Raw genomic sequence first — 23,743 nt, 5'->3', positions numbered from 1 at the left:
TGAACATCAGGTAGTGTCAAAGAATTAATTGCACCCATAGCTCAGCTGGATAGAGTACTCGGCTACGAACCGAGCGGTCGGAAGTTCGAATCTTCCTGGGTGCACCATCTTCTAGGTCATCAATCTTGTTGTTAAGTTTCACTCACTGAAACACCCTCGTAAAATTAGAAATAAAAAATTGCACCCATAGCTCAGCTGGATAGAGTACTCGGCTACGAACCGAGCGGTCGGAAGTTCGAATCTTCCTGGGTGCACCATATTAAGAAACCTCGCTACGGCGGGGTTTTCTGCTTTTTAGACCTTACGCCGCACTGCCATTTGAATGTTTTCAGCCTCTTATCTTTTATCCCTTTCAGCTCATTGATTTTCACTATGTGTTATAGCGCTATTTCCTTTTGGGAATGATATTTTTTTGATTAAATTCAATTGATTATACAGTGAGCGACAATTTAGTTAGTTTGCGATAAAGTAGCTTTTCATTTTTTCCCTGGTCGTGGGGTCACGATGTACGATCGCTATGAAGGCCTGATTTTTGATATGGATGGCACCATCCTGGATACCGAGCCCACGCACCGTCAGGCATGGCGGCAGGTACTGACGCCTTATGGTATGGCTTTTGACGAGCAGGCCTTGGTCGCTTTGAATGGCGCACCTACGTGGCAAATTGCTAGCGTAATTATTGCTAATCATCAAGCGGATCTGGATCCCCATTTGTTGGCTGCTGAAAAAACCGCATTGTTTAAATCACTGTTGATGGATAATGTGAAGCCTCTGCCGCTCATAGGCGTGGTTAAAGCCTATCATGGGCGTAAACCTATGGCTGTTGGCACTGGAAGCGAACACGCCATGGCAGAGCTGCTTTTACGCCACTTAGGATTACGTGACTATTTTGATGTCATTGTCGGTGCCGATGATGTTACTCAACATAAGCCAGCGCCTGAGACATTCTTGCGCTGCGCGCAGTTACTCGGTGTGCCTGCACAGAAGTGTGTGGTCTTTGAAGATGCTGATTTTGGTGTTGAGGCGGCAAAAAGAGCCAATATGGCAGTAGTTGATGTGCGTCTACTGTGAGTAGTACGCTAGCTATTGCTTCATTATTTGGGAGTAGCTTTCTTAGCGCAACGCTCTTACCGGGAAATTCGGAAATTCTGTTAGTCACCCTCTTAACGGCAGGGAGTGCGCCGGCCATGATGCTGGTGTTGTCTGCTACCGTCGGAAATACCCTTGGGGGGCTAACTAATGTTGTTATAGGCCGCTTACTACCGGAACTAAAGCCACAGCGCGGGATGAGTACAGCTCTTGGCTGGCTTCAACGTTTTGGCCCGGCAGCTTTATTATTGAGCTGGTTACCGGTGGTGGGCGATTTGATGTGTGTGTTAGCAGGCTGGTTGCGTATGCCCTGGGGTCTTGTGGTTTTTTTTCTGTGTCTGGGAAAAGCATTGCGTTATATCGTGTTAACGGTAGTCACGCTACAAGGAATTGCCTGGTGGCAGTAAAGAGTGTGACAAACTTACATAGTCACATCTATGCAGTTTCAGTATGCTGGCGAGTTATGGTTTTCAAGAGCGGGAGGTCGATTTGATCCCGGATGTATCACACGCGCTAACTTGGCTGGAAGCGCACCCTAAAGCCCTGAAAGGTATCCGTCGTGGTATCGAGCGGGAAACATTGAGAGTGACTGCCGATGGCCAATTAGCCTCGACGGGCCATCCAGAGTCATTGGGTGCCGCATTAACTCATCAGTGGATTACCACCGACTTTGCTGAGGCATTGCTGGAATTCATTACACCGGTAGATGGCGATATTGACCATCTGCTGGCTTTTTTGCGCGATATCCATCGCTATACCGCCCGTAAGTTGGGTGATGAGCGCATGTGGCCACTGAGCATGCCTTGCTTTATTGGTGCAGAGCAGGATATTGAGCTGGCTAAATATGGTTCTTCTAATATTGGTCGTTTCAAGACACTTTACCGTGAGGGTTTGAAAAATCGTTATGGTGCCTTGATGCAAACGATTTCAGGTGTGCACTATAATTTCTCTTTGCCGCTAGAGTTTTGGCAGGCATGGGCGGGTGTTACCGATGAAAAAAGTGGCAAGGAAGAAATTTCCGCCGGATATTTCCGCCTGATCCGCAATTATTATCGTTTTGGCTGGGTTATCCCTTATCTGTTTGGTGCTTCACCGGCAATTTGCGCGTCATTCCTGCAAGGGCGTGAAACTGCCTTGCCGTTTGAACGCAATGATAAAGGAATGTGTTATCTGCCTTATGCCACCTCATTACGCTTGAGTGACTTGGGTTATACCAATAAATCACAGAGTAATTTGGGTATTACGTTTAATGACCTGCATACCTATGTTGCTGGGCTGAAGCGCGCAATTAAAACGCCATCAGAAGAATATGCAGCATTGGGGCTAAAAGATGGTGAGCGTCATCTGCAACTGAACACCAATGTGTTACAGATTGAAAATGAACTCTATGCCCCAATTCGGCCTAAGCGAGTGACTCGTGCTGGCGAATCCCCCTCTGATGCTTTGTTGCGCGGTGGGATTGAATATATTGAAGTTCGCTCTTTGGACATTAACCCATTCTCACCTATCGGTGTTGATGCCGTACAGGCGCGGTTCCTCGATTTATTCTTGATTTGGTGTGTGTTGGCTGATGCGCCTGAAATGAGCAGTGACGAATTACTGTGTACTCGGAAAAACTGGAATCGGGTCATTTTGGAAGGGCGTAAACCCGGTCAGACTATCGGTATGGGTTGTAATGATACCCGTGAGCCGCTGGAGAAAGTGGGTAAAGATCTGTTTGCCGACTTGCGCCGTGTTGCCGAAGTATTGGATGGTAAAGATAGCACTGAATATCAACAGGTTTGTGACGAACTTGTCGCGTTCTTTGATGATCCGAGTTTGACGTTCTCAGCGCGTATTTTGCAAGCAATGAAAGAAGGTGGTATTGGTGGTGTTGGTCTTGAGTTAGCCGAACGCTACCGGGAAATGCTGCAAACAGAACCTTTGGAATTGCTAACTGAAGAGCAATTATCTGAAGAGGGCACAGCCTCTTGGGTGCGTCAACGTGAGCTGGAGTCGAAAGATAAGCTAAGCTTTGAAGAGTATTTGGCGCTTCACGGCGGCCAATAAAAAAGAAAAGGCCACATTGCTGTGGCCAAATTAACATCTCTGAAAACAGGGATGATGATAACAAATGCGCGTCTTTCACATATTAAGACGTGCGGGATACCAAAAAGTTTCACCGGTTGCGAAAAAAAGATCGAATAAAAATTATTTTTTTATGAGGAGGTAACTAAATGCCATTATTGGATAGCTTTACCGTAGACCATACCATTATGAAAGCTCCGGCTGTACGCATTGCTAAGACGATGAAAACCCCTCATGGCGACGAGATAACGGTATTCGATTTACGTTTCTGTGTGCCAAATAAAGAAGTGATGCCAGAACGAGGGATTCATACACTTGAGCACTTGTTTGCCGGTTTTATGCGTAACCATCTCAATGGTAATGGCGTGGAGATTATCGATATCTCCCCAATGGGATGCCGTACTGGTTTCTATATGAGCCTGATAGGTACGCCAGATGAGCAACGCGTTGCTGATGCCTGGAAAGCGGCAATGGCTGATGTATTGAAAGTGACCGACCAGCGAAAAATTCCTGAATTGAACGAATATCAGTGTGGTACTTACCATATGCATTCGCTGGAAGAGGCGCAGGAGATTGCCAAAGGGATTATCGACCGCGGCGTGCGTATCAATCACAACGAAGAGCTGGCATTGCCGAAAGAAAAACTGACTGAATTACATATCTAGTTTTCAGTTGTCGATTTTGATGTTCGGTAGATAAATGCAAAAAAGACGCTGCAAAGGCGTCTTTTTTATGTCCGTCGATATCACCGAGTCGTGGGATTACCCAACATGATTATCCGGTAGGATAGGTGTCACTCGCACCCGCTTAATCATGTTTTCTTGTACATCCAGCACATCAATCAGATAGTTTCCAATACGAACCTGAGCATCTATCTGGGGAATATCCTCCAGCTCCTCCAATAACATGCCATTGATAGTGCGGGCGTCCACTGGGAGTGACCAGTTGAATGCTTTATTCAGTCCACGCACATTGGCGCTACCATCAATCAGTACTGAGCCATCACTTTGTGGATTAACCTCTTCTGCCAGGCTAGGTGACATGGATGTGGTAAAATCGCCGACGATCTCTTCCAGAATATCTTCCACTGTCACTAATCCTTGAATATCACCATATTCGTCGACGATCATGCCGACTTTCTCTTTATTACGTTGAAATTTCACCAGTTGTACATTCAATGGTGTGCCTTCGGGAATGAAATAGATTTCATCAGCCGCCCGCAACAGATTTTCTTTATTGAATTCTTTCTTCTCTGTCATCAGCCGGTAGGCTTCCCGCACCCGCAGCATACCGATAGCATCATCCAATGATTGACGATACAACACAATGCGACCATGCGGCGAGTGTGTTAGCTGCCGCATGATTGATTTCCAATCATCATTGATATCAATGCCGACCACTTCATTACGCGGCACCATAATATCGCTGACAGTGACTTTTTCCAGATCCAGCACTGATATCAACATATCTTGATTACGACGAGAAATTTGTGAGTGTGATTCATTCACAATACTGCGTAATTCATCCTGACTGACCGCATCACTGCGGTGTACATTTCCGCGAATGCCACACAGGCGCATCAGTCCACGGGTGATGGTATTGAGTAACCATACCAGTGGCAGCATGATTTTTTGTAATGGGGCCAGTAAAACACTGCTGGGGAATGCAACGCGCTCAGGATAAAGGGCGGCGATAGTTTTCGGCATAACTTCAGCAAAAATTAGGACCACAAAAGTTAATACGCCAGTGGCGATAGCAACCCCAGCATTGCCATAGAGCCGGATGCCAACAATTGTTGCCAGTGCTGAGGCTAAAATATTGACCAGATTATTGCCGATTAAGACCAAACTTATCAGGCGGTCAGGGCGGCGCAGCAGCTTTTCAACCCGCCGTGCGGCACGGTTACCCTGTTTGGACAAATGGCGTAATCGATAGCGATTAAGCGTCATCATGCCGGTTTCGGAGGCAGAAAAATAAGCCGAAACCACGATCATAATGACCAGGATGATGATCAGCGTGCTAGTGGAAACATGATCCAACACAGTGTTCCTTTAATGATATGAAGGCCCTGCTAGTTCAGTTCAACAAGGTCATGTGCGGATGGTTACGGCTAAGAGATCATAATTTCCTGCAGTAAGCGGCTGCCAAAATAGGCCAAAGTTAGCAAAAATGCGCCTGCAAAACTGAACCAAATTACTCTACGCCCGCGCCAACCTTCATGGTAATGGCCCCACAATAAGACAATATAGACAAACCAGGCCATGATTGATAACACCGCTTTATGGACGTTTTCTTTACTGAATATATCATCCATATAAAGCAGGCCAGTACACAGCGTTAGGGTCAGCAAGACCACCCCAATTTGGGTGATATGAAACATTTTGCGTTCAATGCTCATCAAGGGCGGCATATCAGCATTAAAGGTGACTTTCTTATTTTTTAATTGATAATCAAGCCAAGCTAATTGCAGGGCATACAGTGCTGCGATGATAAGTGTTGCATAGGCAAAGAGGGCTAGCCCAATGTGGACAAAAATGGCAGGGCTGGCTTCCAAATGGGTAATGAATTCACCTGGCAACAAACTGGCAAGTGCCAGATTAATCATGGCAAAGCTGTAGACAATCGGCAACAAGAACCAACCACGCCCCTGTGAGGCGACGATAGTCATAATAGTGCAGATCATCAGCCCGACAATGGAGCCAATATTCAATAAAGTCAGATTTTGACCGCCGCCGACATCAAAAATCTGATGCTTCAGAGCAATAGCATGGCACACTAGCGCCACGACGGCAGAAATCAGCGCCAGGCGCCGGTAAGCACTATTTTTCTGCACCAGACTTGGGACAATCAAGCCCAGACTGAGTGAGTAAGCGATCAAAGCCAAAATGGAGAACACGGGCATAGCGGTATATGGGCATCGGCTAAGTGAATTAGATAGCCAGTATAGCGTTGAGAGCGTCCCTCTCCAACCGTTCTCCGATGTGAGAGCAGAGATCGTTTAAGCTTCGTGTTATAATCCCCCCATTGTGTCGCCAGAGCGGCCTGTTTCCACGTTGAGTATGAGACAATGTTTGAGAACTTAACTGATCGATTGTCGCGCACACTGCGCAATATCAGCGGCCGTGGCCGGCTGACAGAAGAAAATATTAAAGAAACGCTACGTGAAGTACGCATGGCGTTATTGGAGGCTGACGTAGCTCTGCCGGTGGTTCGTGACTTTATTAACCGGGTAAAAGAGCGTGCTGTCGGGCATGAGGTGAACAAAAGCCTCACGCCGGGTCAGGAATTCGTCAAAATCGTTAAGAATGAACTTATTGCCGCCATGGGCGAGGTCAATAACGAACTGAATCTGGCAGCGCAACCGCCAGCAGTGGTGTTAATGGCTGGCCTACAAGGTGCGGGTAAAACCACCAGTGTGGCTAAACTGGGTAAGTTCCTTAAAGAAAAACAGAAGAAAAAAGTGCTGGTGGTGTCTGCCGACGTTTATCGCCCTGCGGCGATCAAACAGTTGGAAACTCTGGCTGAAGGTGTTGGCATTGATTTCTTCCCGTCTGATGTACAGGAAAAACCGATTGATATTGTCAATCGGGCTCTGCAACAGGCGAAACTTAAGTTTTATGATGTCCTGATTGTCGATACTGCCGGTCGTTTGCACGTTGATGAAGCGATGATGGACGAAATCAAACAAGTTCATGCCGCGATTAATCCGGTTGAAACCTTGTTTGTTGTTGATGCCATGACCGGTCAGGATGCCGCCAATACAGCGAAAGCATTCAATGAAGCGCTGCCACTCACCGGTGTGGTGTTAACCAAAGTTGATGGTGATGCTCGTGGTGGTGCTGCGCTGTCTATCCGCCATATTACCGGCAAGCCGATTAAATTCCTCGGTGTTGGCGAAAAGTCAGATGCACTTGAACCGTTCCATCCCGATCGCGTGGCTTCACGTATTTTGGGAATGGGCGATGTTCTGTCGCTGATTGAAGATATCGAAAGCAAAGTTGACCGCGTACAAGCGGAAAAACTGGCAACTAAGCTGAAAAAAGGCGATGGCTTTGATCTTAATGACTTTCTTGATCAGCTAAAACAAATGCGCAATATGGGCGGCATGGCCAGCATGCTAAGTAAAATGCCGGGCGCAGGTCAGTTGCCAGATAACGTGAAGTCGCAGATGGATGATAAGGTAACCGTGCGGATGGAGGCTATCATCAACTCGATGACGCTGAAAGAGCGCGCCAAGCCAGAAATCATTAAAGGCTCACGTAAGCGCCGTATCGCCACTGGTTCTGGTGTGCAAGTGCAGGATGTTAACCGCTTGCTGAAGCAGTTCGATGATATGCAGCGCATGATGAAGAAAATGAAAAATGGCGGTTTGGCCAAAATGATGCGTGGCATGAAAGGTATGATGCCACCGGGTTTCCCAGGCCGTTGATGGTCATACCCAAAGTGATTGGGGTTGCAGGTAGGCGACAAGCCAACAATCCTGCGGTTTCAAGTACGAAGGGTATATTTCACGCTGTGATGTTAACCGGTGTGAAATGAGTAAAGATTTCCCGCTGAAAACAGCGGTAAACGAAGAAAATTGTGCTTATTAAAAAACTGGCGCATAGGAATCTACGCTTTAGATTGCTTTTTGCGCCAAAATGAGTAAAATTTTCGGGCTTTTTATATTGCAACTGGACCCCGTTCCCCGATGGGGTCCAGTTGTTTTATTAACTAAAGAGGATGTTATGGTAACAATTCGTTTGGCTCGTGGCGGCGCTAAAAAGCGTCCGTTCTATCAAGTAGTAGTGACTGACAGCCGTAATGCTCGTGACGGCCGTTTCATCGAACGTGTAGGCTTCTTTAACCCGATCGCATCTGGTCAGGCTGAAGCTCTGCGTTTGGACCTGGACCGTATCGAACATTGGATTGGCCTGGGCGCAACCGTTTCTGATCGCGTATCTGTGCTGATCAAAGACGCTAAGAAAGCAGCTTAATCTGTCGCGGTGGTGGTTATTATGAGCAAGCAACTCAATCCAGTGGTTCCCGAACAGCCGATTGTTCTCGGTAAAATGGGTTCAACTTACGGCATTCGCGGTTGGCTCAGAGTATTTTCATCCACCGAGAACGCCGAAAGTATTTTTGATTACCAGCCGTGGTTTATCCAGCAGGGTGGTAAGTGGCAGCATGTCGAGTTGGAAGACTGGAAGCGCCACAGTCAGGATCTGATCATCAAGGTAAAAGGCGTTGATGATCGGGATGCCGCGAATTTACTGACTAATTGCGAAATTATCGTAGATTCCCAACAACTACCTGAACTGGAAGAGGATGATTACTACTGGAAAGACCTTATGGGCTGTCAGGTAGTAACAACCACGGGTTACGAACTGGGTAAAATCATCGATATGATGGAAACCGGTTCTAACGATGTGATGGTAGTAAAGGCAAACCTGAAAGATGCATTCGGTATGAAGGAGCGGTTGGTCCCGTTTCTTCATGGGCAGGTTATCAAGAATGTCGATCTCACTGCTCAACGTGTTGAAGTAGATTGGGATCCTGGTTTTTGACCTCCGAATTAAACGGCAAAGATGAGTGGAACAAAACAATGTGGATCGGTGTTATTAGCCTATTTCCCGAGATGTTCCGCGCAATAACCGATTACGGGGTAACTGGCCGGGCAGTAAAAAATGGCCTGCTGAGCGTGCAGTGTTGGAGTCCTCGTGATTTCACCTACGACCGGCATCGTACCGTGGATGACCGCCCATATGGCGGTGGCCCGGGAATGCTGATGATGGTGCAACCGTTAAGGGAAGCCATTCATGCAGCAAAAGCAGCGGCAGGCGAGGGAGCAAAGGTGATTTATCTGTCACCTCAAGGACGCAAACTGGACCAACAGGGTGTTTGCGAACTGGCGACCAACCAGAAGATGATTCTGGTGTGTGGTCGGTACGAAGGAGTTGATGAGCGCGTAATCAAAACTGAAATTGATGAAGAATGGTCAATTGGCGATTACGTTCTCAGCGGTGGCGAGCTGCCGGCAATGGCTCTGATAGATTCAGTATCCCGTTTTATCCCGGGCGTGCTGGGTCATCAGGCCTCAGCAGAGGAAGATTCCTTTGTTGATGGGTTGCTGGATTGCCCACACTACACTCGTCCTGAGGTGTTAGAAGGGATGGAAGTTCCGCCAGTTTTACTGTCGGGCAACCATGCCGAGATTCGTCGCTGGCGCTTAAAGCAGTCGCTGGGCCGTACCTGGCTTAGAAGACCTGAACTTCTAGAAAGCCTAGCTCTGACTGACGAGCAAATGGTGTTGCTGGCTGAGTTCCAACGGGAACACAAGCCCTGAGCAACAGAACTATGAAAGGAACGTTGTGCCGTGTGCCAACTTCCTGATATATCAGTTTACCTAGGGTAAGAGACTTATTATGAGCAATATTATCAAGCAAATCGAACAAGAGCAGATGAAGCAAGACGTGCCTGCATTCCGTCCGGGTGATTCCGTGGAAGTTAAGGTATGGGTTGTTGAAGGTTCTAAAAAGCGTCTGCAGGCATTCGAGGGCGTGGTTATCGCTATTCGTAACCGCGGTCTGCATTCTGCGTTCACCGTTCGTAAAATTTCCAACGGCGAAGGTGTTGAGCGTGTATTCCAAACTCACTCCCCAGTAATCGACAGCATTACTGTGAAACGTCGTGGTGCCGTTCGTCAAGCGAAACTGTACTATCTGCGTGAGCGTACTGGTAAGTCTGCTCGTATCAAAGAGCGTCTTAACCGCACTAACTAAGGTACAGCTCAGGCTTCATCCAAAAGTTAATAGTTATGAAGGGGTTAGCCATTGGCTGACCCCTTTTTTTATTTCTATACTCGTCATACTTCAAGCTGCATATGCGTTAGTTGCTTTCCTACAATTCGAATTATTTAGGGTATAGAAGATAAATAGAAGGGATATCAGAGGGGAATTAGCGTGGCATCACACCACGCTATGGATATTGAATAAATGATTACAGGCCGTAAACCAGAGTCACTGATGTTGTAGTATCAGTATTTTTTGGTGCGCTGGCTGGTGGCTTGGTGTTATAGGTCACAACATAGGCTAAACGCAATGCGAAGCTTTTATTGATAGCAACATTCAACGCCGTTTCTGAGTTCAATGTTGTTTCTTCGTTTGCCAGTGCTGAAACCCCTTCACTGAACACGGTGTTGTCAGTCAGTTGGTAAGTATAGTTACCACCCGCATAAGCTAAGGCTCTCGTCGAGCGGCCACCTTGATAATATTCATCGTGACGGACACCTGGACCAAATTCCACTCGCAGATTGTGCAGCGGAGTGGTCATAATCTGACGACCATAACCTGTGGTTAAAACAGAGCGGGAATCAAAACCGTTATAGCGATCATTTAACCAACCGGCCTGCCCAAATAAATAGTTTCTATCCGTCAGATTATATCGAGTACGGCCACCCAATTGATAACGTTCAGAAGAGCGTTGATCATTAGAACTGGTATTCCGCGCCGCCCCCCACAAACTATAAGCAGTATTAGGCTGGAACCAGGTCAACGTTGAGTTAGCCGTCAATGTTGAGTTGTTGGTATTGCCTGATTGTGCGGTATAACCTGCTTCAACGGTTCCATCGAAGCTCTTTTTGGCCGTGGCAGGATCGTCTAAAGCAGTAAAAACAGTTGCGTCAGCAAGAACAGCGGTACTGACGAGAGATAATGCGAGTGTGCTGATATAAAACGGCAACGCCCTGGTATGACGCAAAGAAAACATAATAGGCCCATGGTGAAAAAAGATGGTTTTTGTGATGCGGCCCGCATTGTAGCAGTTGTGATCCTACTTACTCATAAGATCTTTCAGATTGAATAATTAATTATAATAAGAGGGATTTTTTGATGAGTTCATTCTTAAAATGTCATAAATAGAAATGAATTTGTATTTGAATACTGGCGAAAAGAAAAAATGAAAAGAGCCAGAATTGCTCTGGCTCTTAGCTCAACTGTTACTCATTAACTACATAAAAGTGGTTACCAGCAGGTAGCCAGTGATGCACGAACAGACGACACCGATAAGGCCCGGAATGATAAAGCTATGATTAATAATGAATTTACCAATCTTAGTAGTGCCCGAGCGGTCAAAGCCGATACAAGCAAGGTCACTTGGGTAAGTTGGTAAAACAAAGTAGCCATAAGCTGCAGGGAAGAAAGCAATGAGCATTTTAGGTTCAACACCGAGCTGCAAACCCATGGGGGCGATTGCTGCCAATGCTGCGGCTTGGCTATTGACCAACTTGGAAACTAAGAACAACACAATGGCATAAGTCCAAGGTTGGCTTTTTACCACGTCTTCCAGTACCAGTTTTAAGTCGCCCATGTGGGCTTGGAAGAAGGTATCGCTCATCCAGGCAACACCGAATACAGAGAATATGGCGACCATACCGGCTTTGAATACGGCGCCATTAGAGATATCGCTGGGTTTAACTTTACAGCCAATAAGAATAACTGCACCAGCAATCAGCATCATCATCTGAATAACCAGGTTCATTGATAATGACTGCATTTTGCCTTTAACTTCAAAAGCAGGGCGCAGGTCTGCAAATGCACCCAGTAATACCACCAGTATGATAGCCGCGAAAAATATCCAGGTAGACCAATAAGCTTGTTTCGGGAAAACCTGATTTAACAATGTATCAGTTGAGCCATAGATAAAGTCGCGCTGCTCAGGATCTTTGATTCTTGCCTGGAAATCAGGGTCTTTATCGAGATCTTTACCGCGGCGTAGGCTCCATAAGGCGGCTACCAGTACACCGACAAGTGAAGCTGGGACAGAAACTGCCAAAATTTCTAGAATGCTATAAGCATGGCCTATACCGTGATTGGCACCAATAATTGATACCAATGACACTACCGCCACCGAGACCGGGGAAGCTGTAATCGCCATTTGCGAGGCAACAGATGCCACCGCCATTGGGCGCTCTGGACGAATACCTTTTTTAATCGCAATATCAGAAATAATCGGGAACATGGTATAAACAACATGTCCAGTGCCGCATAAAAAGGTTAATGACCAAGTAGTAAATGGTGCAAGTAGCGTAATATGCTGAGGATGTCGCCGTAATAATCTCTCAGCAAATTGCATCATTACATTTAATCCGCCAGCAGTTTGTAATACAGCAGCACAACCAATAACGGCTAATATTGTGAGCATGACATCGACTGGTGGTTTTCCGGGTTCGAGGCCAAAGATAAAGGTCAGAATAAATAAGCCAATACCACTTATTAACCCCAGCCCCATGCCCCCATAGCGTGTACCGACTAATAGACAGAGAATTATAATTATAAATTGTAGTGTTATCATGACTTTACCTTGCTTCCAATATGAATAAAATTCGGTTGTATATTGGCTTTTTTAAGCAATGAACATGGCTCATACTCGTTTTATCTATCAGAGCACAATTGGCATTGATTAAAAACTTGCGAATATCAAGGCTATATTGTTCAGTTATGTAACTAATTAAATCTGAGATCTGCCTCTATTTTTATATCAGCCCGGACTTTTCTAACTAATTAAAGTGGAATGGAACGGTATTAATAGAATATAAAATCTGGTTGTGAAAGTAATGTATTAATATTGTTTTTAAAAAACTCACCAATAGCACAATGACGCAACATATAAATATATTCCAGGCCCAAATAGCTTTTAGTTAATACCCAATTTCTCCTTTAAGGGTTTTAAGTAACGGCGACTCACGGGGATATGTTTACCACTGCGGGTGATTACTTCAGCAGAACCATTATCCATCAATTGTATCTCACCCAACTGTTCAGTATTGACCATATATTGTCGATGACAGCGGACAAAGGGTGTTTTCTCTTCCAACGTTTTGAGTGATAACTGGGTATAGCCAGATTGTACGGTTCCGATAACATGCACTCCACTGAGTTCAGAACTGAGATATTCTACTTCTTCAATTTTCAGTAAAAAAATGCGGTTGTGACCAGAGCAAGGGATATGACGCAACATCGGCTCTGCTATTTTATGTAAATTATTATTTACACCAACACCTCTTCTTAAGCGAATTAACGTTTTTTCTAACCGTTGATGGTCGAGAGGTTTTAGCAGATAGTCAAAGGCATGCTCTTCAAAAGCTCGGATGGCATATTCATCGTAAGCCGTGACAAACACGATGTGCGGCATGCTTTCTGGATTTAGCATTGAGGCTAATTCCAGGCCATTAATTCTTGGCATTTGGATGTCGAGAAATATCACATCGGGTTGCAGGCGCTGTATTGCGGGGATTGCTTCTAGTGCGTTGCTACATTCGGCGACGATCTCAATATCATGTTCTTCAGTTAATCTTTCGCGTAAATCTTCACGCGCAGGTTGTTCATCGTCGACAATGATGACTCTTAACATACAGCCTCCACAAATTTTCCGCATTTTATCATGGCCTCAGAGGGAGGTTAGGACCATCTGCAGAAACTGAGACTTACCGCAAAAGTCAGATATAAATGCGCCTGTAAAATTAGTGGTAATTATTTATTTACACATATGGATTGAAAACTTTACACGGCATGATATTGTGGTGCTCTCAAACGATAAATACGCTAAACGACATCCGCTAAACAGAGATAGGTAAAGAATATGATCATGCAAAAAGATGCGCTCAATAATGTCCATATCAGTGCCGAACAAGTATTGATAACCCCGGAAGAACTGAAGAACCAGTTTCCATTGAGCGAAAATGATCAGTATGCGATTGAAGCTGCCCGCAAAACCATTGCTGATATTATTCAGGGACATGATCCACGTTTATTAGTGGTCTGTGGCCCCTGTTCTATCCACGACGTGGATGCTGCTCTGGATTATGCGCGTCGTTTGAAAACTCTTTCTGCAGAATTGAGTGACAGCCTGTATATCGTTATGCGTGTCTATTTTGAAAAACCCCGCACGACTGTGGGTTGGAAAGGCTTAATCAATGACCCGGCAATGGATGGCTCTTTCGATGTGGAAAGAGGATTACATATTGCTCGTCAATTATTGCTGGATTTAGTGGGCATGGGCCTACCTCTGGCAACCGAAGCTCTGGACCCGAACAGCCCGCAATACTTAGGCGACTTATTTAGCTGGTCAGCTATTGGTGCGCGTACCACTGAATCACAAACTCACCGTGAAATGGCTTCCGGTTTGTCCATGCCGGTTGGGTTTAAAAACGGCACTGATGGTAGTTTGGGTACGGCAATCAATGCTATGCGCGCTGCTGCTATGCCGCACCGCTTCATGGGGATTAATCAGTCGGGCCAGGTTTGCTTATTGCAAACTCAGGGGAATCCGCACGGCCATGTGATTTTACGTGGCGGCAAAACCCCTAACTACAGCGCGCAAGATGTCGCTCAGTGTGAAAAACAGATGCAGGATGCGGGACTCGTTCCATCCTTAATGATAGATTGCAGCCATGGTAATTCGAATAAAGACTACCGTCGTCAGACTGCGGTCGCTGAATCTGTGGTTGAACAGATCAAGGCTGGCAATCGTTCTATCACTGGTGTGATGCTGGAAAGTAACATTCATGAGGGCAATCAATCATCTGAGCAACCACGCGCCGATATGCGCTACGGTGTTTCGGTGACCGATGCCTGCATTGATTGGGAAAGCACCGAAACCCTGTTACGTGGCATGCATCAGGAATTACGTTCAGCGCTGGCGGCCCGGACTGTAGAGGAAAAGTAAGTTATGGTGGCTGAACTGACCGCTTTGCGCGATCAAATTGATGAAGTGGATAAAGCACTGCTGGATTTGTTGGCAAAGCGCCTGCATTTGGTGGCTGAAGTAGGTGAAGTTAAAAGCCGTTATGGTTTGCCTATTTATGTTCCGGATCGTGAGGCGGCGATGTTAGCCTCACGCCGACAGGAAGCCGAGGCTTTAGGTGTCCCGCCTGATTTGATTGAAGATGTATTGCGTCGGGTAATGCGAGAGTCTTACACCAGCGAGAATGACAAAGGGTTTAAGACGCTGTGCCCTCAGTTGCGCCCGGTGGTTATCATCGGCGGTGACGGGCAGATGGGGCGGTTATTCAGCCGAATGCTCACTCTGTCCGGTTATCAGGTAAAAACGCTGGAACAAGAGGACTGGCCGCAGGCTGAATCTATTCTGGCAGATGCCGGGATGGTGATTGTCAGTGTGCCCATCCATATCACTGAAGAAGTGATAGCCCGATTACCAAAATTACCGCCAGATTGTATTTTGTTGGATCTCGCTTCTGTCAAAAATAAGCCATTGCAAGCTATGCTCGCCGCCCATGAAGGGCCGGTTGTCGGCTTACATCCGATGTTTGGGCCAGATGTTGGCAGTTTGGCAAAGCAAGTTGTGGTGTATTGCGATGGTCGTTCCCCACAAGCATATCAGTGGCTACTCGAACAGCTACAGGTATGGGGAGCAAGGTTACATCGTATCAGTGCGGTTGAACATGACCAGAATATGGCGTTCATTCAAGCATTGCGCCATTTTGCGACCTTTGCGTATGGATTACATTTAGCAGAGGAGAATGTGCAGCTTGAACAGCTATTAGCGCTGTCTTCGCCGATTTATCGTTTGGAATTGGCAATGGTGGGGCGGCTGTTTGCGCAAGATCCACAGCTTTATGCCGACATTATTATGTCATCAGAAGATAATTTGGCGCTGATTAAACGCTATTACAAACGTTTTGGCGAGGCGATCACTTTGTTGGAACAAAGTGACAAACAAGCCTTTGTGCAAAGTTTCCAGAAAGTTGAGCACTGGTTTGGTGATTATGCGGAGCGTTTCTTGGTGGAAAGCCGTTCATTATTGCGTCAGGCGAATGACAATCGTCAATAACTGCCATCTATAACTTATCTGTTTTCCCCAAGCCACCCCGGCAGTGTCGAGGTGGCTTTTGACTATTAAGGTCAAGAGGCTGGTTAACTTGGATTGACTGGCACCACGTTTTCACTTGGGTAGCAGCCTAATACTTTCAATGACCGAGTTATCGGTGTTAAATCTGCCAGCGCTTTTTGCATAGATTCAGAACGCAAATTGGCCTGCACATCGATATAAAACATTTCTTCCCACGGATTACCATTAATTGGCCGTGATTCAAGTTTGGTCATGACGACCCCGTGATCTCTCAGCACGAGTAGCGCCTCCACTAATGCCCCTGATTGCTGCCCGGTCGCCATAATTAACGTGGTTTTGGCCGGGATTTGCTCAGATACATCAATGGATTTACGGGCTAGAATAATAAAGCGAGTGATATTCTGCTGCTGGTTCGCCAAATTGTGTTCCAGCACCTGCAAGTTATAAAGCGCGCCACCCGCTTCACTCCCTAATGCCGCCGCATGCGGTGAGTTTAACTGCGCCACTTTCTCCATTGCAGCCGCTGTGCTTTCGCAATACTCGATTTTCCAATGTGGGAAACGGTTAATGAACTGGCTGCATTGCTGGAAAGGTTGTGGATGGCTGTAAACGGTCTTAATTTGGTTCAGATCAGTTTCGGTGGCGACCAATACACAGTGGTCAATAGGATTGGTTATTTCCCCGACAATCGACAAACTGGTGTGTTGCAGTAAGTCATATACGTCATTGATGGAACCTGAGCTGGTATTCTCTATGGGTAATACGGCGTAATCCGCTTGACCTGTTTCTACCTGAGTAAAAATATCCTGGAATTTTTGGCAACCACACTCAATCAATTGTTCAAAGTGACGAGCAGCATATTGGCGCGCGGCTAAATGTGAGTAAGAGCCTTTGGGGCCAAGAAAGGCGATACGGGCAGAGTGTTGGGCGGTTTGATTAAGCTGATGCTGCAACAGTGCCTGCTGAGTCAATACTGAATCTTCAATAATCAGTTGGAACAGACGGGTGATATAAAATCCATCCAGGTCATAAGGTTTTGCGGCGGTGATAAGTGCATCCAGCAAATCACGTTCACGTTCTTTATCGCGAATCGGGCGATGATGGAGTTGTTTGGCTTTAGCCACATCCACCGCCAATTCACGCCGTTCTGCCAGCAACGCCAGCAGTTTTAAGTCTAGTGCGCTGATGCGCTCACGTAGCACCAGTAATGGATTATCGGTCATAGGGGTTGGCCTTATTATTTTTTCTAAATAAAAAAAGCCTCCCGGCTTGGGAGGCTTTGTTGTTCGTCTTCGCATTATTTATCACACGACGAAACGCCTCCCAATCAGGGGAAGGTAAAAAAGAATGCGAAGAAAAACACTTTATTGATCATCGTTGCTGGTTACCTGTTGTTGATGCTGACGGAAATAACATGTTATAGCCAAAACAAACATAACCGCCAGTCTGAATTGCTGTCAATAAAAAAACGCGCCCGAAAGCGCGTTAGATCCGAAATGAGATGGATTGTCCCGGCTATTGTTCCTGCTCGGACTCTTCTTCGACATCTACTGAATCTGCTGACTCCAAATTAGCCTCTTTAACACTGCTTGCTGCGCGGCGAGCTTCACCTTTGTGTTGAACTTTATTTAATTGGCGTTCTAGTTTGGTGATAAGTTCATTAATTGCAGCATACATATCATCATGTTTAGCACTGGCAACCAAGGGCCCCATCGGTGTACTGATAGTTGCATCGGCAACGAATCCTTGTGGATCTTTAGACAGTACAATATGTGGGTTTATTAACTGGGCCTGCCATTTATCCAGTTTGGTGAGACGGTCTTCAACATGCTTGCGAATTGCTGGGGTGATATCCATTTGCTTACTGGTAATGTTGACTGTCATATGACTTACCTCTCTGTCTGCTCCGTCTTGGATAACTTCAGCATACCTCTCTTTTTCACAAAATGTATGATCAAGATCACTTATTTTTGTCACTTTTTGCAAAGGTCATGGGAACTGTGATTTAACGTCAGGAATGGGTGTCGGGGGCTTGAATCATTGATTGTAATGCCGCATTATCGATAAGTTATATTGCCTGGATATAGTTATAAAACGCATTATTTTTGCATTTTAGATAGGATCTCAGCGCGATAACCTAACGACATGAATCTCATCGTTTTGTGGCGATAAAGCAGAATTGAAAACGGCAGCTTGAGCTGCCGTTTGTTATTTTATCGTTCCAGACCTATTTTCGTTACAAACAGTATCAGGCTGGATTCGCCGCAATTATCTTGGCAACTTTGTCTGCCTCAGCATTGAGTTGCAATTGCTTATAAGCATTTTCCATCAACGGCAACGCATCGCGAGTGGCTTGAGTATCAGGATAATCTCTTAGCATTTGTTCAACACGGTTAACTACCGCGACGTAAGCGCCTCGTTTAGTGTAATATTGCGCCACGGCCAGTTCATGCTTGGCCAGACGGTTTTTCAGGAATATTAGGCGTTTTTGCGCATCAGTTGCGTATTGGCTGTTCGGATAGCTTTGAATCAACTGGTTAAAATCGCGGAAAGCGGCTTTAGCATGTTGCGGATCGCGGTCTGAACGATCAATCCCGAAGAAGCCTTGCAATGCACTGTCATCCAGAGCCATGTCAGTCAAACCACGCATATATAAAACGTAATCGATGTTAGGATGTGTGGGATTGAGGCGCATAAAGCGATCAATTGAGGCTTGCGCCAACGGCAGATCAGCAGATTTATAATACGCATAAATCAAATCAAGCTGAACTTGTTGAGAGTAAGGCCCGAAAGGATAGCGGTTATCTAACGCTTCTAGTTGCGTAATGGCTCCCTTAAAGTTACCGTCCTGCAGTTTTTGCTGAGCGGTAGCATAGAGCTCAGAAGGCGGGTTATCGGGAACCACGTCCTTGTTACTGGAGCAACCGGTCAGCACCAGGCTCAACGTGGCGGCAGCCACCAGATATTTCATACGCGTCATGACGTTTTGATTATCCTCGAAGTGTTATTCCGGGAGACTGTCCGTTAAGCTCCCGATAAAGATCTAGATACAATAGCACATTATATTAAACGGCATCGCCGTCAAAACCCAACGTTAACGAACAAGAAGCTGCATATGGCACAACAAGTACAACTCAGCGCAACGGTGGCCGAATCACAACTCGGTCAACGGTTAGATCAGGCTTTGGCCGAATTGTTCCCTGATTATTCAAGATCTCGCATAAAAGAATGGATCTTGGAAGACCGAGTCACTGTCGACGGTAAAACAATTAACAAACCTAAAGAAAAAGTGTTGGGTGGCGAGCTCGTCGCAATTGACGCGCAAATTGAGGAAGATGCCCGCTGGGCGCCTCAAGAAATCCCACTGGATATCGTCTATGAAGATAACGATATTCTGGTTATTAATAAACCCCGCGGTTTAGTGGTGCACCCTGGGGCCGGTAATCCAGATGGCACAGTTCTGAATGCATTGCTCTATTATTATCCAGAAATCATGGATGTACCACGGGCAGGTATCGTACATCGCCTGGATAAAGATACCACCGGCTTGATGGTGGTGGCGAAAACTGTTCCGGCTCAGACTCGCTTGGTTGAAGCACTGCAAGCACGCGAAATTACCCGTGAATACGAAGCTGTGGCCATCGGCAATATGACCGCTGGCGGCAGAGTTGACGAGCCTATTTCTCGTCACTCCACCAAGCGGACACACATGGCGGTGCATCCGATGGGTAAACCGGCGACAACTCACTACCGTATTATGGAGCACTTCCGTGCCCATACTCGTCTGCGCTTACGTTTAGAGACGGGCCGTACGCACCAGATCCGCGTGCATATGTCCCATATCAACCATCCGCTGGTGGGTGATCAGCTTTATGGTGGCCGCCCGCGCCCACCACGCGGCGCATCGGACTCCTTTATTGCTATTTTGCGTGGCTTTGACCGCCAGGCGCTGCATGCAACTATGCTGCGTTTGTATCATCCTATCAGTGGCATTCAAATGGAATGGCATGCGGCATTACCAGACGATATGGTTGAGCTGATTAATGCGCTGAAAGCTGATACCGAAGAATTCAAAGATCAGATGGATTGGTAATGAACAAGCTGATACTCCCCGATTGGCCATTGCCTGCTGGCGTTAAGGCATGTAGCACGACTCGTCATGGTGGTATCAGCGAATTCCCTTATGATTCATTAAATCTTGGTACCCATGTAGGGGATATCGCGGCGAGTGTAGCTGCAAACCGCCAATATTTAGTGGAACAAGCGGGATTGCCGCAAATGCCCGTTTGGCTTGAACAGGTACACGGCACTCGTGTCCTGCATCTGGATGGCAAGGCTGTTTCTGATGTACAGGCTGATGCGGTCTACAGCCATGTTATTGGGCAAGTTTGTGCGGTAATGACAGCCGATTGCTTGCCTGTGCTGTTTTGCTCGTTGGCGGGTGATGAAGTGGCCGCAGCTCATGCGGGGTGGCGTGGCCTCTGTGCCGGTGTTCTGGAACAAACGCTCACTCAGTTCAATGCAAATCCTTCTTCTATTATTGCCTGGTTAGGCCCGGCCATTGGTCCGCAGCAGTTCGAAGTGGGCGAAGAGGTTAAACAGGCCTTTATCAATTTTGACGCGCAATCCGCTGTTGCATTCACACCTTCCGGCTCTAAATATCTCGCCGACATCTATTTATTAGCTCGATTACGGCTACAGGCTGCGGGGGTTCACGCTATTTATGGTGGAGACCATTGCACTGTGACTGAAAATCAGCAATTTTTCTCTTATCGGCGCGATGGAATTACCGGGCGTATGGCAAGTTTAGTCTGGTTGATATAACCTATTGAATTAAGACGATCCATTGGCGCATAACATTTCATTTTGAATATTTAGTGTCAAAATAACCTTGAAAATTTGAGGGATGACCTCATCTAATCTCCAGTAGCAATTTTGACCAATATTGGAGGTGTTATGCGTCTGGATCGTCTTACTAGCAAATTCCAGCTTGCCCTCGCCGATGCCCAATCTTTAGCTCTTGGGCGCGACAACCAATTTATTGAACCGTTACATTTGATGAGCGCACTGCTCAATCAGGATGGGGGGACGGTTCGCCCATTGTTGACCTCAGCGGGGGTTAATGTCGCCAATTTGCGCAGCGACATTGAGCAAGCGTTAGGTCGTCTTCCACAAGTTGAAGGGACTGGCGGTGATGTTCAACCATCAAACGAGCTGGTTCGTGTATTGAATCTCTGTGACAAATTAGCGCAAAAACGTGCAGATAAATTTATCTCGTCAGAACTGTTTGTGCTGGCGGTACTTGAAAGCAGCGGCACCTTGACTGACATGTTAAAAGCAGTCGGTGCAACAAAAGATAAAATAAATAAGGCAATTGAAGATATGCGTGGTGGTGACAAAGTTGATGACCAAGGTGCCGAAGACCAGCGCCAGGCATTGAAAAAATTCACTATCGACCTGACTGAGCGTGCGGAGCAAGGCAAGCTCGACCCGGTTATTGGCCGTGACGAAGAAATTCGCCGCACTATCCAGGTATTACAACGCCGGACCAAAAATAACCCAGTGTTAATTGGTGAGCCTGGTGTTGGTAAAACGGCCATTGTTGAAGGTCTGGCACAGCGAATCGTCAACGGCGAAGTGCCGGAAGGCTTGAAACATAAACGTGTGCTTTCATTAGATATGGGCGCACTGATTGCGGGTGCGAAGTATCGCGGTGAGTTTGAAGAGCGCTTGAAAGGCGTGTTGAATGATTTATCAAAACAAGAAGGCAGTGTGATCTTGTTCATTGATGAATTGCATACCATGGTCGGCGCAGGTAAAGGCGACGGGGCGATGGATGCGGGCAACATGCTCAAACCTGCATTAGCGCGCGGTGAATTACATTGCGTTGGTGCAACGACACTCGACGAATATCGTCAATATATAGAGAAGGATGCGGCGCTGGAGCGGCGTTTCCAGAAAGTGTATGTGGCGGAGCCGACTGTTGAAGACACTATTGCCATTCTACGCGGGCTGAAAGAGCGTTATGAACTGCATCACCATGTGCAGATAACCGACCCGGCAATTGTGGCTGCGGCAACGCTGTCGCACCGCTATATCTCGGATCGTCAGCTACCGGATAAAGCCATCGACCTTATTGACGAGGCCGGTTCCAGCATCCGTATGCAGATGGATTCAAAACCAGAATCATTGGATCGCCTGGAACGGCGAATTATCCAGTTGAAACTGGAACAGCAGGCGCTGAAGAAAGAGTCTGATGACGCCAGCAAAAAACGTCTCGAAATGCTCAACACTGAGTTAGAGCAGAAAGAACGTGAATATTCCGAGTTAGAAGAAGAGTGGAAAGCGGAAAAAGCTGCCCTCACGGGTACTCAGAATATTAAAACTGAACTGGAACAAGCCAAAATCACTTTAGAGCAGGCTCGGCGTGTGGGTGATTTGGCTCAGATGTCAGAACTTCAGTACGGTAAAATTCCTGAGCTGGAAAAACAGCTAGCGGCGGCAACGGCGCTTGAAGGGAAAACCATGAAGTTGCTGCGTAACCGGGTAACTGAAGCAGAGATTGCAGAAGTGCTGGCGCGTTGGACGGGTATTCCAGTATCTCGCATGCTGGAAAGTGAACGCGATAAGTTGCTGCGCATGGAGGATGATCTGCATAAACGCGTGATTGGACAGGATGAAGCGGTTGAAGCTGTCTCCAATGCTATCCGTCGTAGTCGTGCTGGGTTGTCAGATCCGAATCGGCCGATTGGTTCTTTCTTATTCTTAGGGCCAACAGGGGTCGGTAAAACCGAACTGTGTAAAGCGCTGGCAATGTTCTTGTTCGACAGTGACGATGCCATGGTGCGTATCGATATGTCCGAGTTTATGGAAAAACATTCTGTTTCTCGGTTGGTTGGTGCGCCTCCAGGCTATGTAGGCTATGAAGAAGGTGGGTATTTGACGGAAGCTGTACGCCGTCGTCCTTATTCTGTCATTCTGCTGGATGAAGTGGAAAAAGCGCATCCGGATGTATTCAACATACTCTTGCAGGTGTTGGATGATGGGCGCTTGACTGACGGGCAGGGCAGAACGGTCGACTTCCGTAATACAGTAGTCATCATGACCTCGAATCTCGGTTCAGATTTGATTCAGGAACGTTTCGGTGAAAGAAGTTATGCCGAAATGAAAGAAATGGTGATGGAAGTTGTTACTCATCACTTCCGCCCTGAATTTATCAACCGTATAGATGAGGTTGTTGTCTTCCATCCGTTAGGTCGCGCGCATCTGGCTTCTATTGCCAGCATCCAACTGGCGCGTCTATACAAACGTCTGGAAGAACGTGGCTATCAGGTCACCATTACTCAGCCTGCGTTGGAGTTCTTGGGTGAAACTGGTTTCGACCCTGTTTATGGTGCGCGGCCATTGAAACGCGCTATTCAACAGGAAATCGAGAATCCATTGGCGCAACAGATACTTTCCGGCAAATTAATACCGGGAGTTCCAGTAACTCTGGATGTAGAAAATGGGCATATCATTGCTAAACAGTAATGGTTAATGCTTGAGGGGGCGAGAAATCGCCCCCCTTTTTGTTGTCTTTTTCGCCGTAATTGGTGTTTTTGCCGTATTAATGAGCGGTTGAAAAGTTTTTTCAAATTAGGGGTTGCAGCCTGTCAGGAACTCCCTATAATGCGCCTCCACTGACCGGGAACAACGAAACACACTTCGCCGGGTCAGGAAGAGAAAAGAATGATTTTGACTT

At 46.6% G+C, this 23,743-nt stretch carries 22 protein-coding genes, 2 tRNA genes and 1 other annotated feature; of the genes, 16 read left to right on the top strand and 8 right to left on the bottom strand.

All coding sequences use genetic code 11. The features are described from left to right. The first annotated feature begins 30 nt into the window (after positions 1 to 30). The 6 genes from OVO64_RS17375 (at position 31) to luxS (ending at position 3,821) form a co-directional block, all read left to right on the top strand. Positions 31 to 107 (top strand) — tRNA-Arg (locus OVO64_RS17375). 73 nt (positions 108 to 180) lie between these two features. Further along, positions 181 to 257, top strand: a tRNA-Arg gene (locus OVO64_RS17370). Between the two features lie 247 nt (positions 258 to 504). Then, on the top strand, positions 505 to 1,071 hold the full coding sequence (gene yqaB, locus OVO64_RS17365) for a fructose-1-phosphate/6-phosphogluconate phosphatase (RefSeq protein ID WP_038635837.1): 567 nt from the start codon (positions 505 to 507) through the stop codon (positions 1,069 to 1,071). Beyond that, entirely contained in the window at positions 1,068 to 1,496 is a 429-nt protein-coding gene (locus OVO64_RS17360; RefSeq protein WP_038635833.1) for a YqaA family protein, read from the top strand. The genes yqaB and OVO64_RS17360 overlap by 4 nt, the downstream gene beginning before the upstream one ends. Positions 1,497 to 1,539: 43 nt before the next feature. Beyond that, entirely contained in the window at positions 1,540 to 3,138 is a 1,599-nt protein-coding gene (gshA, locus tag OVO64_RS17355; protein WP_172667622.1) for a glutamate--cysteine ligase, read from the top strand. A 167-nt stretch (positions 3,139 to 3,305) separates the two neighbouring features. Further along, a complete protein-coding gene (luxS, locus tag OVO64_RS17350) occupies positions 3,306 to 3,821 on the top strand; it encodes an S-ribosylhomocysteine lyase (protein ID WP_038635831.1) in 516 nt (171 codons plus the stop codon). 96 nt (positions 3,822 to 3,917) lie between these two features. Here luxS and OVO64_RS17345 read toward each other — a convergent pair whose 3' ends face one another. Further along, the gene (locus OVO64_RS17345; RefSeq protein WP_162472789.1) at positions 3,918 to 5,195 is read right to left on the bottom strand and encodes an HlyC/CorC family transporter; all 1,278 of its coding nucleotides are present in this window, start codon (positions 5,193 to 5,195) and stop codon (positions 3,918 to 3,920) included. A gap of 71 nt (positions 5,196 to 5,266) precedes the next feature. Beyond that, positions 5,267 to 6,058 carry a cytochrome C assembly family protein gene (locus OVO64_RS17340; protein ID WP_004393421.1) on the bottom strand — a complete coding sequence of 264 codons (792 nt, stop codon included), beginning with the start codon at positions 6,056 to 6,058 and terminating at the stop codon, positions 5,267 to 5,269. Positions 6,059 to 6,223: 165 nt separating this feature from the next. Between OVO64_RS17340 and ffh the strand changes: the two genes are divergently transcribed. The 5 genes from ffh (at position 6,224) to rplS (ending at position 9,917) form a co-directional block, all read left to right on the top strand. Next, a complete protein-coding gene (gene ffh / locus OVO64_RS17335) occupies positions 6,224 to 7,585 on the top strand; it encodes a signal recognition particle protein (protein ID WP_038635825.1) in 1,362 nt (453 codons plus the stop codon). 298 nt (positions 7,586 to 7,883) lie between these two features. Continuing rightward, positions 7,884 to 8,132 (top strand): 30S ribosomal protein S16, encoded by a 249-nt coding sequence (gene rpsP, locus OVO64_RS17330; RefSeq protein WP_002209458.1) that lies wholly within the window; start codon positions 7,884 to 7,886, stop codon positions 8,130 to 8,132. Between the two features lie 21 nt (positions 8,133 to 8,153). Continuing rightward, positions 8,154 to 8,702, top strand: a complete 549-nt coding sequence (rimM, locus tag OVO64_RS17325; RefSeq protein ID WP_038635823.1) for a ribosome maturation factor RimM — start codon at positions 8,154 to 8,156, stop codon at positions 8,700 to 8,702. A gap of 38 nt (positions 8,703 to 8,740) precedes the next feature. Further along, positions 8,741 to 9,481, top strand: coding sequence for a tRNA (guanosine(37)-N1)-methyltransferase TrmD (gene trmD / locus OVO64_RS17320; RefSeq protein WP_038635821.1), 741 nt, complete (start codon positions 8,741 to 8,743; stop codon positions 9,479 to 9,481). Between the two features lie 79 nt (positions 9,482 to 9,560). Next, positions 9,561 to 9,917 carry a 50S ribosomal protein L19 gene (rplS, locus tag OVO64_RS17315; protein WP_004393427.1) on the top strand — a complete coding sequence of 119 codons (357 nt, stop codon included), beginning with the start codon at positions 9,561 to 9,563 and terminating at the stop codon, positions 9,915 to 9,917. 217 nt (positions 9,918 to 10,134) lie between these two features. On the opposite strand, the gene OVO64_RS17310 is transcribed toward rplS, so the two are convergent. The 3 genes from OVO64_RS17310 to btsR all read right to left on the bottom strand — a co-directional run bounded on the left by OVO64_RS17310 (position 10,135) and on the right by btsR (position 13,545). Then, positions 10,135 to 10,902 carry a DUF481 domain-containing protein gene (locus OVO64_RS17310; protein ID WP_038635819.1) on the bottom strand — a complete coding sequence of 256 codons (768 nt, stop codon included), beginning with the start codon at positions 10,900 to 10,902 and terminating at the stop codon, positions 10,135 to 10,137. 240 nt (positions 10,903 to 11,142) lie between these two features. Next, the gene (locus OVO64_RS17305; protein WP_038635816.1) at positions 11,143 to 12,486 is read right to left on the bottom strand and encodes an anaerobic C4-dicarboxylate transporter; all 1,344 of its coding nucleotides are present in this window, start codon (positions 12,484 to 12,486) and stop codon (positions 11,143 to 11,145) included. Positions 12,487 to 12,828: 342 nt separating this feature from the next. After that, positions 12,829 to 13,545, bottom strand: coding sequence for a two-component system response regulator BtsR (gene btsR / locus OVO64_RS17300; RefSeq protein ID WP_038635813.1), 717 nt, complete (start codon positions 13,543 to 13,545; stop codon positions 12,829 to 12,831). A gap of 234 nt (positions 13,546 to 13,779) precedes the next feature. On the opposite strand from btsR, the gene OVO64_RS17295 reads away from it, so the two are divergent. After that, complete coding sequence (locus OVO64_RS17295) at positions 13,780 to 14,859, top strand: 3-deoxy-7-phosphoheptulonate synthase (RefSeq protein ID WP_038635810.1); 1,080 nt, start codon at positions 13,780 to 13,782, stop codon at positions 14,857 to 14,859. Positions 14,860 to 14,862: 3 nt separating this feature from the next. Continuing rightward, positions 14,863 to 15,984, top strand: a complete 1,122-nt coding sequence (gene tyrA / locus OVO64_RS17290) for a bifunctional chorismate mutase/prephenate dehydrogenase (RefSeq protein WP_038635807.1) — start codon at positions 14,863 to 14,865, stop codon at positions 15,982 to 15,984. An 83-nt stretch (positions 15,985 to 16,067) separates the two neighbouring features. On the opposite strand, the gene pheA is transcribed toward tyrA, so the two are convergent. From pheA to bamD, 3 genes are all read right to left on the bottom strand, one after another. Continuing rightward, complete coding sequence (gene pheA / locus OVO64_RS17285; protein ID WP_267248915.1) at positions 16,068 to 17,225, bottom strand: bifunctional chorismate mutase/prephenate dehydratase; 1,158 nt, start codon at positions 17,223 to 17,225, stop codon at positions 16,068 to 16,070. A 27-nt stretch (positions 17,226 to 17,252) separates the two neighbouring features. After that, positions 17,253 to 17,378 (bottom strand) — a sequence feature (Phe leader region). A gap of 139 nt (positions 17,379 to 17,517) precedes the next feature. Continuing rightward, complete coding sequence (gene raiA, locus OVO64_RS17280) at positions 17,518 to 17,886, bottom strand: ribosome-associated translation inhibitor RaiA (protein WP_038635800.1); 369 nt, start codon at positions 17,884 to 17,886, stop codon at positions 17,518 to 17,520. Between the two features lie 364 nt (positions 17,887 to 18,250). Next, positions 18,251 to 18,982: an outer membrane protein assembly factor BamD gene (gene bamD / locus OVO64_RS17275; RefSeq protein WP_038635796.1), complete on the bottom strand. Its 732-nt coding sequence runs from the start codon at positions 18,980 to 18,982 to the stop codon at positions 18,251 to 18,253. Positions 18,983 to 19,117: 135 nt separating this feature from the next. Here bamD and rluD point away from each other — a divergent pair, with 135 nt between their 5' ends. The 3 genes from rluD to clpB all read left to right on the top strand — a co-directional run bounded on the left by rluD (position 19,118) and on the right by clpB (position 23,532). Beyond that, positions 19,118 to 20,095, top strand: a complete 978-nt coding sequence (gene rluD / locus OVO64_RS17270) for a 23S rRNA pseudouridine(1911/1915/1917) synthase RluD (RefSeq protein WP_038635793.1) — start codon at positions 19,118 to 19,120, stop codon at positions 20,093 to 20,095. Next, on the top strand, positions 20,095 to 20,826 hold the full coding sequence (gene yfiH, locus OVO64_RS17265; RefSeq protein ID WP_038635790.1) for a purine nucleoside phosphorylase YfiH: 732 nt from the start codon (positions 20,095 to 20,097) through the stop codon (positions 20,824 to 20,826). The genes rluD and yfiH overlap by 1 nt, the downstream gene beginning before the upstream one ends. A gap of 132 nt (positions 20,827 to 20,958) precedes the next feature. Continuing rightward, positions 20,959 to 23,532 carry an ATP-dependent chaperone ClpB gene (gene clpB / locus OVO64_RS17260; protein WP_038635787.1) on the top strand — a complete coding sequence of 858 codons (2,574 nt, stop codon included), beginning with the start codon at positions 20,959 to 20,961 and terminating at the stop codon, positions 23,530 to 23,532. The last annotated feature ends 211 nt before the right edge of the window (positions 23,533 to 23,743 follow it).

Source organism: Yersinia sp. Marseille-Q5920, from assembly GCF_946902935.1.
GTDB lineage: Bacteria > Pseudomonadota > Gammaproteobacteria > Enterobacterales > Enterobacteriaceae > Yersinia > Yersinia rochesterensis.
The sequence above is the reverse complement of the archived record's forward strand: the minus strand, read 5'-3'. Positions and strand labels throughout refer to the sequence as shown.